Here is a 14,630-nt window from a genome sequence, read left to right as displayed (position 1 = left end):
GGTGGATCCGGAACTGCCGGTGGTGCGGTTGTGCGTGGAAGGGATGCAGGCCGAGGCGGAGGGGCGGGCCGAGGTGGCGCGCGGACTCTTCCAGCAGGCCTGGGACATTGCTGCCGACGACTACGAGGCGTGCATCGCCGCGCACTATCTCGCGCGGCACCAGAACTCGCCCGAAGAGACGCTGCGTTGGAACCAGGAGTGTCTGGACCGCGCCGACCGGGTGGGGGACGAGCGGGTACGGGCGTTCTATCCGTCGCTGTACGTGAACATGGGGCAGGCCTACCGCAAGCTTGGTCAACCTGCGCTGGCGCATGCGTACTTCGTGCGGGCCGCGGAGCGGGTGACCGACGCACCCGACGGTCGGTACGGCGACTGGAACCGGTTCGCGATCGCGGAGGGCTTGCGGGGTACGGAGGGCTTGCGCGGTACGGCTTCCGCGGTGGCCGGCGACGTATCCGTGGATGGGGGCGCAGCCGGCGTGGACGCGGCGCGGCGGGACCTCGATGAGGCCGTCGATGGGCGGGTCCGGGAGCTGCTGTCGCGATGGTGCGCGCGGGCGGATCTCAAGGCGCTGGGGCTGACGCTCCCGGCCTATCTCGGATACCTCGGCACGGACGAGGACCGTATGCGGCTGCGGACCGCGCTGCACTCGGTGCATGCGGCGCGCTGGCTGCCGGAGGACGAGCAGACCGAGCTGGGGGCGGTGATCGGGGCGGCGGCGCTGCGGTGACGCGGCGGGGCAGGGGCGCGCTAGTCGCCACGGCCGAGCAGGCGCGATGGAGCTTGATCCTTGGCGCTGGGGCAATTCCGCTGGATCGATCGGACGGGAGCGGCGAAGCTGATCGCCTGAACTGGATCACCTGAACCGGATCCGGTTGAACTGGATCGCCTGACTGGACCGGCTGAACTGGACCGGCTCAGTCGGATCTGCCGTCGAGGAGCGCAATGACCATCACACAGTCCGCGGAGTCCCACGAGCCCGAGGCGGCCAAGCCCTGGGCGAGTGAGCCCGATCCGGCCGGCCCCGATCCGGTCCGCCTCGATCCGGACGGACCCGAGCCGCGGGTGGCTGACACGCCTGAAGCGTGCCCGGAGCTGCTGCCGCAGACGCGGCGGGCGTTGCTGCGGAGGCTGGCGGTCGGACAGGCCGAGGGGCGGGCGCCTTCGATGATGGGCGTCGTGGTGCGCGACGGCCGAGCGGTGTGGACGGGCGCCCGGAGCTCGGTGGACGGGGAGGTACCGCACGGTGATGTGCAGTACCGGATCGGTTCGATCACCAAGACCTTTGTCGCCGTGCAGGTGCTGAGGCTGCGGGACGAAGGTCTGCTGGGACTCGACGACCCGGTCGGCAGGCATCTGGAGGGCACTGCGGTGCCCGACGCGACGATCGCTCAACTGCTCTCGCACAGTTCAGGGCTGGCGGCCGAGCCCCGGGGGCCGTGGTGGGAACGGACCGCGGGCGAGCTGCGGCCCGAGCCGGCCGATCTGTACGGTGAGCGGCCGCAGCGGCTCCCCGTCGGGCGGCAGCACCACTACTCCAACACCGGTTATGCGCTGCTCGGCGCGCTGGTCGAACGGCTGCGTGGCGGTACGCCGTGGGGCGAGGTGCTGCGGCGCGAGGTGCTGGAACCACTGGGCATGCGACGTACGGCGCTGCGGCCGGAGATGCCGCACGCGGGCGGCTGGGCGGTACATCCGTGGGCCGATGCCATGCTGCCCGAACCGTCCGAGGACACCGGACTGATGGGCCCGGCAGGGCAGTTGTGGTCGACGGCTGAGGACCTGGGCCGGTGGGCGGCGTTCCTGCTGCGGGGCGATGAGCGGGTCCTGAGCGCGGCGACGCTGGCCGAGATGCGGACGCCGGCGGTGCCGCCGGGCGGGCGGGCATGGGACGCGGGGTACGGGCTGGGGCTCCAGCTCGTACGGTGGGAAGGGCGGACGCTGGTCGGGCACACCGGCTCGATGCCCGGGTTCCTGGCGACGCTGTGGGCCGATGTCGAGGAGGACGTCGCCGGGATCGTGCTCGCCAACTGCACTTCGGGCCCGGCGGTCCCGGCCATCGCCGCCGATCTCACCGGGATCGTGATCGAGCACGAGCCGCGGATTCCCGAGCCCTGGCGTCCGATGCCCGGACCGCTGGATCAGGAGCTGCTGGCGCTCACCGGCCCCTGGTACTGGGGCGCGAACCCGCACACGTTGCGGCTGCGGGCCGAGCGCGGGCTGGAGCTCGCACCGCTGTCCGCGGCGGGGCGAGCCTCCCGCTTCCGGGCCGAGGAGGACGGCACCTGGACAGGGCTGGACGGCTATTACGCGGGCGAGACGCTGAGGGTGGTGCGGGACCGGGACGGTTCGGTCAGCCATCTGGATCTGGGCACCTTCGTGTTCACCCGCGGGCCGTACGAGCCGTCGGATCCGGTGCCCGGCGGGGTGGATCCGGAGGGTTGGCGGGTGTGAGGCCGGTACGGCGGAGGCGCGAGGCCCGTACGACGAGGGCGCGGGCCTCGGACGTACAGTCGAGCCAGACGTCAGGAGCCGCGCCGAGGCGGCTCGCTACCGCTGGAAGGCCCTGTGACTGCCGTGTCTGACCCGACCGCGAACTCCGCCGCTCCGGAACTGCTCGACCTGCCGCCGCTCACCGCGGCTCACTTCGCGCGGATCGAGGACAAGGTCGCCGCGCTGATGCGCACCCGCTGCGATGTCGTGGCGATGCAGGGCGAGGCGCTGCTGCCCCTGGAGGCCTGCATCCGTTCGGCAGTACGGCCCGGCAGCACCGCGCTCAACATCATCACCGGCCCGTACGGTGAGACCTTCGGCGGCTGGCTGCGCTCCTGCGGCGCCGAGGTGGTCACCCTCACCGCGCCGTTCACGGGCGCGGTCGACCCGCAGCAGGTCGCGGACGCGCTGCAGGAGCACCCCGAGATCGACTTTGTGAGCCTGGTGCATGCCGAGGCGGCCACCGGCAACACCAACCCCGTCGCGGAAATCGGCGCGGTGGTGCGCGAGCACGGCGCGCTGCTGATGCTGGACGCGGTCGCATCGGTGGGCGCAGAGCCGCTGCTGACCGATGAGTGGGGCGTGGACCTGTGTGTCATCGGCGGCCAGAAGGCGATGGCCGGGCCCGCCGGGGTGTCCGTGGCGTCGGTCAGCGCCCGTGCGTGGGAGCGGATCGCCGCCAACGAGCAGGCTCCGCGGCGCTCGTATCTCTCGTTGCTGGACTGGAAGGAGCGCTGGATCGACGGTGGACGCACCGCGCTGCCGCACGCTCCGGCGCAGCTGGAGATGCTCGCCCTGGAGCAGGCAGCGGACCGTATCGACGCCGAGGGGCTGGATGCGGTCATCACCCGGCACCGGGCGGCGGCCGTGGCGACCCGGGCCGGTGTGCAGGCGCTGGGTGGGCTCGCTCCGTACGTCGTGCGTGACGAGGACGCGGCGCCGGTGGCGACCACCCTCCGTGCCCCTGAGGGAGTGGACGCCCGGGAGGTCGTGACCGCTGCGCTCGCGGTGGACGCGACGGTGCCGGTGCAGGCTGTGGCGGGCGCGCTGGCCAAGGAGATGATCCGGGTGAACCACTATGGCCGCGCGGCCGACCGGGCGGTGGTCACGGCCTCGTTGGTGGCGCTGGCGGGCGCGCTGCGTGCGCTGGGGGTGTCGGTGGATGCCGAGGGCGCGGCTCTGGCGGCGGGCGCGGCGTGGGACGAGGTGGTCGCGCGCTAAGGCGTGCCATTGCCTCGATGAAGTTGTGGCTGTGGGGTCGTGTTTCACGTGAAACACGACCCCACGTGTGTGTGAAGCAGCGTTGTTTCACGTGAAACGCCAACCCGCGCTGGGCTGTTGTCCGTGACGCGATGATGGTGTTTCACGTGAAACACCATCGAGCAGCTGCTCCAGCTGCCGCGCGCCCTCGCGCTCCAGCCCGCGCTCAGCTCCCGCAGCGTCTCCATCGGCATCCGGACGTAGGGGACCGTACGCCCGGTGGCGCGGCTCGTGGCGTCGGCGATCTGCGGGGGAGTGAGGGCGTCGCCCGCCAGCTCCAAGGCCTGGGCTGCGAAGCGGTCCGGCTGGGCGAGGGCCGAGCCCGCGGATGTGCTCCTCGATGACCCACTTGTTATCCAAGATCCGTATGCCGGACCGGAGTTGGGCGTTGTCGACGGAGGCGTAGACGAGGTGCCGTACGCCAGCGTCGGCGGCCGCGTCGGCGACATTGCGGCCGGCGGCGATCTCGTCCTGCCAGGAGTAGTCCGGTGGCGAGTCGGGGGCCCCGGAGGCAGGCTGGACGCTGAAGACGCCGTATACGCCGTCGATCGCGGGCTTCAGCGTGGCGGGGTCGGCCATGTCGACGGTCCGTACGTCTGCGCCGGCGGCGGCCAAGGCGCGGGCCATGGGGCTCGCGGGATCGCGGGTGAGCGCCCGTACGGTCCAGCCGTCCGCCAGTAATCAGTGGGCCACCGCACCGCCTTGCTGACCCGTTGCGCCGGTCACCGCGACTGTCAGGCCCTTAACGATCACGCTGGAACCCTCCCGTAGAATCGGAATGAGCGACCCGTTTGAAATTGCGGAGCGCCCGACCCGGATGTCAACCGTTTCTCAGGAGGCCCGGCGATGACGAATCGTGGAGTCACGCCTTCCCGTGCGGATGCCCGGCGCAACAGGGCGCTGGTGCTCCAAGCGGCTCGATCCGCCTTTGAGGAACAGGGGTTGGGGGTTCCGCTCGGGGAGATCGCGCGCCGTGCGGGGGTCGGGGCAGGGACGGTCTACCGCCACTTCCCTTCCAAAGAAGCCCTGTTCAGGGCGACCATCGTGGACCGGATCGAGCTTTTCACCGACACCGCAAGGGACTTGGTCGATGTCGAGGACCCCGGCGGGGTCTTCTTCCGCTTCCTGTCGTCGGTGGTACGGCTCGCGTCACGGAACAAGGCGTTGTGTGACGCGCTGGAGGCGGCCGGCACGGGACGTTTCGAGCCGTCACCGGGGGTCGGGCAGGACTTCGACGACTCCCTGGAGGTATTGCTCACCAGGGCCCAAAAGGCGGGCGCCGTACGGAAGGACGTCGGGATAACGGACCTCAGGGCGCTGCTGGTGGGCTGTCTTTCCATGGAGCAGGCCAGAGCGGGGGCCGGTTCTCAGGACGGTGTGCAGGGGCGGATGACCGCGCTGATGTGCGATGCGCTGCGTGCGGCTCCATCCGTAACGAAACTCCCGTCCGAGGCGCGGAATCATAACGAAACTCGGTGTGAAGTGTGCGGTACGGCGATCGCGACGGCGCGCACGGGTCGTCCCGCGCGCTACTGCGGTGGTGCCTGCCGCCAGAAGGCGCACCGGTCACGGGGGCGTGCGCGACAGGCCTGAGCGGGTCGCGCCGTGCCCCGACCGGCGCAGCCATCAGAGCGTGAGCTTGAACCCCAGATGGGAGGCCTCGAACCCGAGGCGCTCGTAGAAGCGGTGCGCGTCGATCCGCGTCGCGTCCGAGGTGAGCTGCACCATCTGACAGCCGAGCGTGCGGGATTCCGCGACCGCCCACTCGATGAGCTGGGTGCCGAGGCCACTGCCGCGCTCGTCGCGGTGGATCCGTACGGCCTCGATGATCGAGCGGGTGGCGCCGCGCCGGGACAGGCCCGGGATGACCGTGAGCTGGAGGGTGCCGATCGTCCGCCCCTCGCGCACCGCGACGACCAGATGCTGCTGCGGATCGGCGGCCAGCACCTCGAACGCGGCGTGGTACGGAGCCAGGTCGTCCGGCGACTCGCGGGCGGCGCCCAAGGGGTCGTCGGCGAGCATCGCGACGATGGCGGGCAGGTCGGCTTCGGTCGCGCGGCGTATCTCGATATCGCTCATGGGCGCGACCTTATGCCGTGTGATCGCGGGTGCGGCAGGCAGGCAGGTGGTCGAGCCGGGCCGCCGCCGGCCCGCTCCTCCCCCGGCCTCCAGCGCTACTCCGGCGGCGCTACTCCGACGGCGCCAGCGTCTCGACGGCGGTGACCAGCGGCGCCAGCTCGGGGCGCTGCGCGGCGTCCTGGAGGGCTTCGTGCAGCGCGCCGTCGTGGGTGGGCCGGGCCTCCACCAGGAGCGCGAGGCCGTCGGGCGTCACGTTGGTGTAGATGCCGCGCCGGTCGTCGGGGCACAGATAGCGCGAGAGCAGCCCGCGCTCCTCGAGCCGGGTGACCAGGCGGGTGGTGGCGCTCTGGCTGAGGACGACGGAGTCCGCGACCTGGTGCATCCGCAGATGGCCGCCCGGCCCGTCGTGCTGCTCGCTGAGCACATTGAGGACCGAGAATTCGCGGACGCTGAGGTCGTGCCCGGCCTGCAGCGCGCGCTCTATGTGCGACTCGATACGGCTGTGCAGGGCGGAGAGCGCGCACCAGCCCTGTGCGAGTCCGGGGGCGGGCGCCGGCGGGCAGCCAGGGTCGGCGGCTGCGGTCGCCTGTGCGGCCTCTGCCTGCTCCGGCGTTTCCTGCTTCTGCCGCGTCTGCTGCGTCATCGAAGACCTCCTCATGGGGCGCACGAACCAGGATAGGCCACGTTCGAAATATCCCGCGCTTGCATTTAACCCGCGTCTGCAATTATTGTGAACGCTCGTAAAGGACGGACGCAATCATTGAAGGGATCCGTCATGCCTCTCGCACTCCTGGCGCTTGCCATCGGTGCCTTTGGGATCGGAACGACCGAGTTCGCGGTCATGGGCCTGCTGCCCGACATGGCGGCAGGCTTCGGTGTCTCCATCCCGCTCGCCGGATACGCGACCACCGTCTATGCCCTGGGTGTGGTCGTCGGCGCGCCGCTGATGACCGCGCTCGGTACGCGCTTCACGCGTAAGCAGATGCTGATGCTGCTGATGGGCCTGTTCATCGCGGGCAATCTGCTCACGGCCACCGCGCCCAACTTCGGGATCATGCTGGCCGGGCGGATCGTCTCCGCCTTCACGCACGGCGCGTTCTTCGGCATCGGCGCTCTCGTGGCCGCCGACCTGGTCGCGCCGCAGAAGCGCGCCACCGCCATCTCGCTGATGTTCAGCGGTCTGACCATCGCCAACGTCGTGGGCGTACCGGCCGGCACCATGCTCAGCCAGCAGTTCGACTGGCGCACCACCTTCTACGCCATCACCGCGCTCGGCGTGATCGGCCTGCTGGGCATCGTCAAGCTGATCCCGGCGCAGCGGGAGAAGGCGGCCTCCCCTATAGGCAGCGAAATCGCGGTCTTCCGCAATCCGCAGGTCGGCCTCGCGATGCTGATGACGATCCTGGGATTCGGCGGTGTCTTCGCGGCCGTCACCTACCTCGCCTCGATGATGACCGAGGTCACCGGCTTTGCACCGTCGTCCGTCGTCTGGCTGACGGCCGTCTTCGGCCTCGGCATGGTCGGCGGAAACTTGGTCTCCGGTCGCTTCACCGACCGCGCCATGATGCCGATGCTGTACATCTCGATGACCGGTCTGGCACTCTCGCTGGCCGCGTTCAACTTCACCGCGCACAACAAGATCGCCGCGATCATCACCATCGCGCTGATCGGCATCTTCGGCTTCGCGACCGTGCCGCCGCTGCAGAAGCGGGTGATGGACCAGGCTGCCTCGGCGCCCACCCTCGCCTCGGCAGGCAATATCGCGGCCTTCAACTTCGGCAATGCGCTGGCTGCTTGGCTCGGCGGGATCGTCATCTCGGCCGGCCTCGGCTTCACCGCGCCCAACTGGGTCGGTGCGCTGATGACCGTCGCGGCGCTCGGGGTGGCGATATTCGCCTCTGCCCTGGAGCGGCGTCAGACGGGCGGTGGCCAGGTCGTGGCCGCGGGTGGACCCACCGCGGTTGCCGATGAGCCCATACCGGTGGCGCAGGGCTGACGGTTCCCGTCGTCGCCCCGTACGAAGACCGGGAGCGACTGCCGCACTCCCGCGCCCCTCACATCACCAGCAGTACAAGCACCACCAGTGCCACTACACGCCAAGGAACCCCCTCATGAGCACCACTACCCCCGTCCCCACCCCCACCGTCCGCCCCCTCACCACCCGTGATGCCGAGAGCCTCATCGAGGCCGCCGCCCGGGCCGCCGAAGGTCTCGGAGTGCGGGGCAGCGTCACGGTTCTGGATGCGGGCGGTCATCTGCTGGGCTTCCGGCGGGACGACGCGGCCGTGCTGATCTCCGGTGAGACCAGCACCCGCAAGGCGTACACCGCGCTGCAGTTGGACGCGCCGACCGCCGACCTCGTCGACCTCGTCCGGCCCGATGGGCTCTTCCACTCGCTGCCCACCGCGCTGGACCGGCCGCTGCTCTTCATCGCGGGCGGTGTGCCGCTCCACCGGGACGGCCGGCTGATCGGCGCGATCGGCTTCGGTGGCGGCGCCCCCGAGCAGGACCACCGGATCGCCACCGCGGCGATAGCGGAGGCCGACCTCGTCTGACGACGGCCCCGCCATCCGCTAGCGGACGCCCGCGCCCTCCTTGCCGCTCCGGCGTGCTCGTTTCGCGCGGGCCTCGGCCGACTGCGCCTCGCGCAGTCGGCTGCCGCGCTTGGTCAGCCCCCAGGGCTTGAGGACGGAGATCGCGGTGAGGAAGAGATAGGTGGCCGTGGCGACCGCGGGGGCGACGACGAGGCTGATGTCGGGGGTCGGGGTGCCCGCGGCGGCCTCGGCAGCGAGGTGGTTGATGCCCGGGCGGAGTGAGAAGACGGACAGCAGCACGGTCAGGAGCGTCAGCCAGAACTTGAGGTAGACCCAGCGGTGTCTGGCCAGCCCCCACGCGGTGCCGAGCGACAGGACCAGGCCGCTGACCAGTGTGAGCAGCGCGATGGGGATGACCAGCCAGTCGCCGAAGACCTTCATCGCCCGGTAGGCGACGGCCGCCATCTCGGGGGATCCGGTGTAGCCGGTGACGCTGAGCGTGAGCAGCCCAAGGGTGAGGCCGAGCCAGCTGACGGATACGGCGACATGGAGGACGAGGAGGGCCCGGCGGGCGGGGCGGCTGAGCTGCTGCATACGGTCCACGGTGGCGCCCGGCGCCCCGCGGTACATCTGCCGGCGGGAGTATCCGCACATACGCGGGCTTGAGTACGTCCGTGGAGCACGTGCCTGGATCACGCCCCTGGAACCTGTCGCCGGAACCCGTCCCCTGAATACGGCGCCGGGGTACGGCGCAACGTGCCAACCGACCCCGCCGGACCGTACGGACCCGCTCGCCCTCTCCTCCCGATTCCGCCCGCGCTTCCCGGCGGGCACGCCCTAAGCTCCGGGGCCATGAGCAAGCTGCATCTGTTCGACATGGACGGGACCCTGCTCTACGGGTCCGCGGCCGCCATCGAGATCTCCCGGCAACTCGGGCTGGACCGGGAGATCGCCGAGCTGGAGCGCGGGTTTGCGGCGGGCGAGCTGACGCCGTTGCGGTTCGCGCAGCTGGCGTGCGATCTGTGGGCCGCCGAGCTGACCGAACTTCAGCTGGCGGCGGCCTTCGACGGTGCGCCATGGCTGGCCGGGATCCAGGAGGTCTGGGCGGATATCCGTGCGCGTGGCGAACGGTGCGCGGTCATTTCGCTCTCGCCCAGCTTCTTCGTCGAACGGCTGCTGGCCTGGGGCGCCGACGCGGCGCACGGTTCGCGCTGGCCCGCGGTGCCGATCCGGCAGCAGGTGGAACCGGCCGGCATCCTCTCGCCGGCGGCGAAGGTACAGATCGCCGACGAACTCTGTATGACGTACGGGCTGACCCGGGCCGACTGCGTGGCATACGGCGACTCGATGTCGGACACCGAACTCTTCGCAGTGCTTCCGCAGTCCGTTGCCATGAATGCGGATCACCATGTCAGTGACCTGGCCTCATATGCCTACGTGGGACGTGATCTGCGCGAGGCATACGAACTGGTGCGTACTGGCCAGTAATTCCGAGCTTTCTGCTAGGGAATCGTCCGCTGTATGCCCTGAAAATGCGGTCTGTGGGGAGGATCACTGTTATCGGAGGGGCCGCGCGGAGTGTTCCAAGATCAGGGCTTGTGGTTTCAACTACTGCCGGTATGGTCGAGTCCGGCTTGGCGGTGGTGAGGGCGCCCGCGGGTCGCGAAGGACGGGCAAAGCTCGTCAGCCTAGCGGCGAAGCGGCCCGTGACACCCGGACTTCCGACTATTTGTCCGTTGTGATGAGCGGGGTGGCATGCTGCTGACGCGGCATCTGTTCCGCATTGTCGCAGGGAAGTGAGATTTGTCCGCTTTGGAGGATGTTGCCGGGATCGCTTGAGTCGATTAAGAATTCCGGGGCAGGGCGGGGGAATTCCGGGCAGTTCCGATCCACGGAAGTGCGAAGACAACCGAAAGACGTTCGAGGCGAGGCAGACCATGGACGCTCCGACCACCACGTCGGCCGATAACGGCTCTTCTGGCGGCAGCAGTGGCGATTGGGGTTGGTTCACTCCGCCGGCGAAGAAGTCCTCCACAGAACAGCAGGGGCGACAAAACGTCCAGGACCGTCCGGACCAGAACGGCCGGACCGAGCCGAACGACCGGGGTGAACGCAACGACCGCGGTGAACGCGACGACCGGAACGAGTGGAACGAACGGGATGAACGGAACGACCGGGAACAGATACCCAGCCGGCCGGTCAATCCGATCCGGCCGGTAGGTACCGCCGCCGAGCGCGAGCGCGAGACGGAGCCGCCGCAGGTTCCCCAGCCGCGCGGCGAGACGAACCGTCAGCCCGTCGCGCCCGCCTACGCCGAGCAGCCCGTCGCGCCCGCCTACGCCGAGCAGTCCGCCGCGGCCTACGGGTACGCCACCGCCTCTTCCCCGTACGCACAGCCTCCGCGCCGCGAGGCCGAGCCCGCCCGGGAACGTGAGCCGGCCCGCCGGCCCGCCTGGGAGCATGAGTCCTCCCGAGGCCGCGAGCCCGAGCCCGTACACGAGTCCGCACGTGCCACGCCAGCCCCCGCCGCCGCACCCGCCACGGAGCCGGCCGCCCAGAACGCGGCCCCCGCCCCCTCCGCCTTCGCCCCCAGGCAACAGCCGGCCGCGCCCGCCCCGGAGCCCTCCCTCGACGATCTGGTAGCGGCCTCCTCCGCAACACCCGCCTCCCCCGACGCGATTCTCATCCGTCGCACCATGGCCGAAATCGAACCCGTCGCCGACAAGGTCACCTCGTACTTCTACGCGCTGCTCTTCGTCCAGCACCCCGATCTGCGGGCGCTGTTCCCTGCCTCGATGGACACCCAGCGTGACCGGCTCTTCAAGGCCCTGCTCACCGCCGCCCAGCACGTCGACGACGCCGAGGTGCTCACCGCCTACCTCGCGAACCTCGGCCGCGGCCACCGCAAATACGGCACCCTCCCCGACCACTACCCCGCGGTCGGCGAATGCCTGCTCAACGCGCTCGCGCGCTACGCCACGTCCAGTTGGGGCCCGGAGACCGAGGCCGCCTGGGTGCGCGCGTACACCGCGATCTCGCAGATCATGATCGACGCGGCCGCCGAGAACGAGGCGGTCGCCCCCGCCTGGTGGCAGGCCGAGGTCGTCTCGCACGAGCTGCGTACGCCCGATATCGCGGTGGTGACGGTCCGTCCCGACCAGCCCTACCCGTTCCTTGCCGGGCAGTACACCAGCGTGGAAACGCCCTGGTGGCCGCGGGTTTGGCGGCACTACTCCTTCGCCTCGGCGCCGCGCTCCGACGGCCTGCTCTCGTTCCACGTCAAGGCGGTTCCGGCGGGCTGGGTCTCCAACGCCATGGTCCACCGCGCCCGCCCCGGTGACGTCATCCGGCTCGGTGCGCCGGGCGGCTCGATGACCGTCGACCACTCCACCCGCAACGGCCTGCTGTGCGTCGGCGGCGGCACCGGCATCGCACCCATCAAGGCCCTGGTCGAGGACGTCGCGGAGCACGGCATCCGGCGCCCCGTCGAGGTCTTCTACGGCGCCCGCAGCGACTATGACCTCTACGACCTCGACACCATGCTGCGCCTGGAACAGGCCCATCCCTGGCTCTCCGTCCGCCCGGTCGTCGCCAACGGACCCGCGGTCCGCGGTGGGACCAGCAGCGAAACCGGCCAACTCCCGGATGCCGTCCGCCAGTACGGCCCCTTCCGGGAGTACGACGCCTATCTTTCCGGCCCGCCCGGGTTGATCCGCAGCGGCGTGGACGCGTTGGTCGGGGTCGGCATCCCGACCGACCGCATACGGCACGACTCCATCGAAGAGCTGGTCTCGGCAGGAGATTGAGGTCTTGGCAGCACAGGGCGAATACGGGCTGACAGGGGAGGGGTGGGGCATGCGGCGGCAGGAGCGCCCCGGGAGCGACGGCGAGCACTTGGTGCAGCAGAGACTCGGCACGACCGAGCGCGCCGACCGTTTCTACGGGGACCAGGTGCTGGACCATCTCAACGCCCGTATGCAGGAGTTCGTGGCACGTCAGGAGATGTTCTTCCTTGCCACGGCCGACCGGCACGGCGAATGCGATTCGACGTTCCGGGCCGGTCCGCCCGGGTTCGTCCGGGTGCTCGACGCCCGGACGCTGGCGTACCCGGAATACCGTGGCAACGGTGTCATGGCGTCCGTCGGCAATATCTCGGAGAACCCGCGCCTGGGCATCCTGATGATCGACTTCACCCGTGACCGCATCGGGCTGCACGTCAACGGCCGGGCGCGGGTCGTCATGGACGAGGAGATGCGGGCGAACCACGCCGGTCTGCCGGTCGACCCGATTCCCGGCCGACGTGCCCAGCTGTGGGTCACTGTCGAGGTCGAAGAGGCGTACATCCACTGCGCCAAGCACATTCCGCATCTCCAGAAGGTCCCGGCGCAGCAGCGCGGGGCGCGGGCCTGGGGCACGGACGACTTCAAGCGCAAGGGCGGCGACTTCTTCGGTGCGGCCGCCGAGGCGGGCGAGCGCCTGCCGTTCCAGCGTACGGAGCGCAAGAACGAGCACCTTCGCGGTGGACTGCACGAGGACGCGGACGAGGTGGCGTACCGAGGCGTGACCGCGACCTACGGGAGCGAACCGGTGGGCTCGACGCCCCTGGATCCGAGGGTCGCTCCGGCGTACGGCGCCGAGCCCCGTGTCTCCGGCCGGGAAGACTTCGTGGAGGAGCTGAACGCGGAGTTCCTCGACCGGGTCGAGCGGGTGCTGGCGCGCGCCCAGCCGCGCCGGCCCGCGGAGGACGAGCCGGAATTCCGCGGCTGGTTCGACCGGCGCGACGTCTGACGCGGTGCCCGCCGCGGTGGCGGGACCGCGGCCCGGCCACCGGCTCAGCCCAGGTCGGGGGCGTGCATCGCCCGCACGCCCTCGATGTTGCCGTCCAGGTAGTGCCGCAGCGACAGCGGTACGACCTCGACGGAGGCAATGCCGACGCGGGTGAAGGGCACCCGCACGATCTCGTAGTCCCCGCAGGGCTCCTCGACCTCGGGGCCGTGCCGGCGCGAGGGATCCATGGAATCGAGGCGGCACACGAAGAAGTGCTGCACCTTCACGCCGTCCACCCCACCGTCGCTGAAGTGCTCGACGGTGTCGACGAAGACGGGCACCACGTCCTTGACCTTGGCACCCAGCTCTTCGTCCAGCTCACGGTGGAGGGCCTCGATGACGGTGGCGTCCTCGGGCTCGACCCCGCCGCCGGGGGTGATCCAGTACGGGGCCCGGCCCGGCTTGGTGCGCTTGATCAGAACGAGATCCGCGCCGTCGAGCAGGATCGCGCGGGCGGTGCGTTTGACGACTGGCCGTACGGTCATAGTCGACAGATGCCGCAGTGACGGCCCGGTGAAACCCATGCGCCCCTTGGTCACCAGTCGACCGCGGACCGCAGCAGCCACTCATGCGCCCGTGCGATGTGCGGCAGACCGAGTGTCCCGGTCCGTACGGAGAGGAAATAGGTGCGCAGCGGGGGCACCTGCGGGTCGAGCAGGGCGACGACCTCGCCGCCGGCCAGCGCGCCGGCGCACAGATAGCGGGGCAGCACGGCGAGCCCCGCACCGGCGGTGACACAGGACAGCACCGCCCGCAGGTCGGCGGCGATGACGGCGGCGGAGGCCGCGGGCTTGGCGTCGAAGACCGCGGACCAGTAGCGGGTGATCAGCGGCAGGCTTTCATGGACCTCGATGAACGGGACGGGGTCCAGCACCCGGACGCCGCCGGCCTGGAGAACCGCTGGGCCGCCCAACTGGGCCGCCCAGCGCGGCGCGGCGATCAGTACATGTTCCTCGTCGCACAACGGGGTCGCGGTGAGCAGCCCGCCGCGCGGCCGGGTGGTGGTGACGGTCAGATCGTGATGACCGGCGGCCAGGCCGGTCAGCAGCTCCTCCGCGGGACCGAAGGCCGTGCGTATGGACAGGCCCTGGGCGATGAGCGGGGTCAGCGTGGGGAGCGCGCGCTCGGCGATGAACTCCGGTGGCCCGGCGAGATGGAGGGTGCGGGTGACGGATTCCCGGTCCAGGCCGGCTTCGGTGATCTCGGTGAGGGCGTCCAGGTGCGGTGCCACTTTGTGGGCGAGTTCGTCACCGATGGTGGTGGGGGTGACGCCACGGGCGTAGCGGAGGAAGAGCGGGCGGCCCAACTGCCGTTCCAGCGCCCGGATCTGGCTGGTCACCGCGGGCTGGGAGAGGCCGAGTAACGCTGCGGCGCGGGTGAAGGAGCCGGCTCGGTGCACCGTGACGAAGGTGCGCAGCAGAGCCAGATCCATCGCGT

Annotated in this window: 15 protein-coding genes and 1 pseudogene; 9 read left to right on the top strand and 7 right to left on the bottom strand. The window is 70.4% G+C overall.

Annotated features, from left to right (window positions below):
* Window position 1: 1 nt before the first annotated feature.
* From DY245_RS17760 to DY245_RS17750, 3 genes are all read left to right on the top strand, one after another.
* Window positions 2-730, top strand: coding sequence for a hypothetical protein (locus DY245_RS17760; protein WP_181923736.1), 729 nt, complete (start codon window positions 2-4; stop codon window positions 728-730).
* A gap of 215 nt (window positions 731-945) precedes the next feature.
* On the top strand, window positions 946-2,454 hold the full coding sequence (locus DY245_RS17755) for a serine hydrolase domain-containing protein (protein WP_128508233.1): 1,509 nt from the start codon (window positions 946-948) through the stop codon (window positions 2,452-2,454).
* 123 nt (window positions 2,455-2,577) lie between these two features.
* On the top strand, window positions 2,578-3,714 hold the full coding sequence (locus DY245_RS17750) for a pyridoxal-phosphate-dependent aminotransferase family protein (protein WP_244943103.1): 1,137 nt from the start codon (window positions 2,578-2,580) through the stop codon (window positions 3,712-3,714).
* A gap of 44 nt (window positions 3,715-3,758) precedes the next feature.
* On the opposite strand, the gene DY245_RS48655 is transcribed toward DY245_RS17750, so the two are convergent.
* Both DY245_RS48655 and DY245_RS48650 read right to left on the bottom strand, forming a co-directional pair.
* The gene (locus tag DY245_RS48655; protein ID WP_483409815.1) at window positions 3,759-4,202 is read right to left on the bottom strand and encodes an NmrA family NAD(P)-binding protein; all 444 of its coding nucleotides are present in this window, start codon (window positions 4,200-4,202) and stop codon (window positions 3,759-3,761) included.
* A pseudogene (locus DY245_RS48650) lies at window positions 4,137-4,431 on the bottom strand (NmrA family NAD(P)-binding protein); the annotation flags it as partial. The pseudogene DY245_RS48650 and the gene DY245_RS48655, both read right to left, overlap by 66 nt.
* A 168-nt stretch (window positions 4,432-4,599) precedes the next feature.
* On the opposite strand from DY245_RS48650, the gene DY245_RS17740 reads away from it, so the two are divergent.
* A complete protein-coding gene (locus DY245_RS17740) occupies window positions 4,600-5,346 on the top strand; it encodes a TetR/AcrR family transcriptional regulator (protein ID WP_128508231.1) in 747 nt (248 codons plus the stop codon).
* A 33-nt stretch (window positions 5,347-5,379) separates the two neighbouring features.
* Here DY245_RS17740 and DY245_RS17735 read toward each other — a convergent pair whose 3' ends face one another.
* Both DY245_RS17735 and DY245_RS17730 read right to left on the bottom strand, forming a co-directional pair.
* Window positions 5,380-5,832, bottom strand: coding sequence for a GNAT family N-acetyltransferase (locus tag DY245_RS17735; protein ID WP_128508230.1), 453 nt, complete (start codon window positions 5,830-5,832; stop codon window positions 5,380-5,382).
* 109 nt (window positions 5,833-5,941) lie between these two features.
* Window positions 5,942-6,475, bottom strand: coding sequence for a MarR family winged helix-turn-helix transcriptional regulator (locus DY245_RS17730; RefSeq protein WP_128508229.1), 534 nt, complete (start codon window positions 6,473-6,475; stop codon window positions 5,942-5,944).
* Window positions 6,476-6,607: 132 nt separating this feature from the next.
* Here DY245_RS17730 and DY245_RS17725 point away from each other — a divergent pair, with 132 nt between their 5' ends.
* Together DY245_RS17725 and DY245_RS17720 are read left to right on the top strand one after the other, a co-directional pair.
* Window positions 6,608-7,828: an MFS transporter gene (locus DY245_RS17725; protein ID WP_128508228.1), complete on the top strand. Its 1,221-nt coding sequence runs from the start codon at window positions 6,608-6,610 to the stop codon at window positions 7,826-7,828.
* Between the two features lie 115 nt (window positions 7,829-7,943).
* Entirely contained in the window at window positions 7,944-8,387 is a 444-nt protein-coding gene (locus DY245_RS17720; protein WP_128508227.1) for a GlcG/HbpS family heme-binding protein, read from the top strand.
* Window positions 8,388-8,405: 18 nt separating this feature from the next.
* On the opposite strand, the gene DY245_RS17715 is transcribed toward DY245_RS17720, so the two are convergent.
* Window positions 8,406-8,960: a DUF2269 domain-containing protein gene (locus DY245_RS17715; protein WP_128508226.1), complete on the bottom strand. Its 555-nt coding sequence runs from the start codon at window positions 8,958-8,960 to the stop codon at window positions 8,406-8,408.
* A gap of 258 nt (window positions 8,961-9,218) precedes the next feature.
* Here DY245_RS17715 and DY245_RS17710 point away from each other — a divergent pair, with 258 nt between their 5' ends.
* The 3 genes from DY245_RS17710 to DY245_RS17700 all read left to right on the top strand — a co-directional run bounded on the left by DY245_RS17710 (window position 9,219) and on the right by DY245_RS17700 (window position 13,154).
* On the top strand, window positions 9,219-9,854 hold the full coding sequence (locus DY245_RS17710) for an HAD family hydrolase (protein ID WP_128508225.1): 636 nt from the start codon (window positions 9,219-9,221) through the stop codon (window positions 9,852-9,854).
* 449 nt (window positions 9,855-10,303) lie between these two features.
* A complete protein-coding gene (locus DY245_RS17705) occupies window positions 10,304-12,172 on the top strand; it encodes a globin domain-containing protein (RefSeq protein WP_128508224.1) in 1,869 nt (622 codons plus the stop codon).
* Between the two features lie 49 nt (window positions 12,173-12,221).
* A complete protein-coding gene (locus tag DY245_RS17700; protein WP_181923735.1) occupies window positions 12,222-13,154 on the top strand; it encodes a pyridoxamine 5'-phosphate oxidase family protein in 933 nt (310 codons plus the stop codon).
* A 44-nt stretch (window positions 13,155-13,198) separates the two neighbouring features.
* Here DY245_RS17700 and DY245_RS17695 read toward each other — a convergent pair whose 3' ends face one another.
* Both DY245_RS17695 and DY245_RS17690 read right to left on the bottom strand, forming a co-directional pair.
* Window positions 13,199-13,678, bottom strand: coding sequence for an NUDIX domain-containing protein (locus DY245_RS17695; protein WP_128508260.1), 480 nt, complete (start codon window positions 13,676-13,678; stop codon window positions 13,199-13,201).
* Between the two features lie 50 nt (window positions 13,679-13,728).
* Window positions 13,729-14,625: a LysR family transcriptional regulator gene (locus DY245_RS17690; protein ID WP_128508223.1), complete on the bottom strand. Its 897-nt coding sequence runs from the start codon at window positions 14,623-14,625 to the stop codon at window positions 13,729-13,731.
* Between the last annotated feature and the right edge of the window lie 5 nt (window positions 14,626-14,630).

It is taken from the genome of Streptomyces inhibens (assembly GCF_003389455.1).
GTDB lineage: Bacteria > Actinomycetota > Actinomycetes > Streptomycetales > Streptomycetaceae > Streptomyces > Streptomyces inhibens.
The sequence above is the reverse complement of the archived record's forward strand: the minus strand, read 5'-3'. Positions and strand labels throughout refer to the sequence as shown.

Excerpts from the sequence above, each read along its gene's own strand:
- DY245_RS17755 (WP_128508233.1), top strand. The coding sequence starts at position 946 with ATGACCATCACACAGTCCGCGGAGTCCCACGAGCCCGAGGCGGCCAAG.
- DY245_RS48655 (WP_483409815.1), bottom strand. The coding sequence starts at position 4,202 with ATGTCGCCGACGCGGCCGCCGACGCTGGCGTACGGCACCTCGTCTACG.
- DY245_RS17740 (WP_128508231.1), top strand. The coding sequence starts at position 4,600 with ATGACGAATCGTGGAGTCACGCCTTCCCGTGCGGATGCCCGGCGCAAC.
- DY245_RS17735 (WP_128508230.1), bottom strand. The coding sequence starts at position 5,832 with ATGAGCGATATCGAGATACGCCGCGCGACCGAAGCCGACCTGCCCGCC.
- DY245_RS17730 (WP_128508229.1), bottom strand. The coding sequence starts at position 6,475 with ATGACGCAGCAGACGCGGCAGAAGCAGGAAACGCCGGAGCAGGCAGAG.
- DY245_RS17725 (WP_128508228.1), top strand. The coding sequence starts at position 6,608 with ATGCCTCTCGCACTCCTGGCGCTTGCCATCGGTGCCTTTGGGATCGGA.
- DY245_RS17720 (WP_128508227.1), top strand. The coding sequence starts at position 7,944 with ATGAGCACCACTACCCCCGTCCCCACCCCCACCGTCCGCCCCCTCACC.
- DY245_RS17715 (WP_128508226.1), bottom strand. The coding sequence starts at position 8,960 with ATGCAGCAGCTCAGCCGCCCCGCCCGCCGGGCCCTCCTCGTCCTCCAT.
- DY245_RS17710 (WP_128508225.1), top strand. The coding sequence starts at position 9,219 with ATGAGCAAGCTGCATCTGTTCGACATGGACGGGACCCTGCTCTACGGG.
- DY245_RS17705 (WP_128508224.1), top strand. The coding sequence starts at position 10,304 with ATGGACGCTCCGACCACCACGTCGGCCGATAACGGCTCTTCTGGCGGC.
- DY245_RS17700 (WP_181923735.1), top strand. The coding sequence starts at position 12,222 with ATGCGGCGGCAGGAGCGCCCCGGGAGCGACGGCGAGCACTTGGTGCAG.
- DY245_RS17695 (WP_128508260.1), bottom strand. The coding sequence starts at position 13,678 with ATGACCGTACGGCCAGTCGTCAAACGCACCGCCCGCGCGATCCTGCTC.
- DY245_RS17690 (WP_128508223.1), bottom strand. The coding sequence starts at position 14,625 with ATGGATCTGGCTCTGCTGCGCACCTTCGTCACGGTGCACCGAGCCGGC.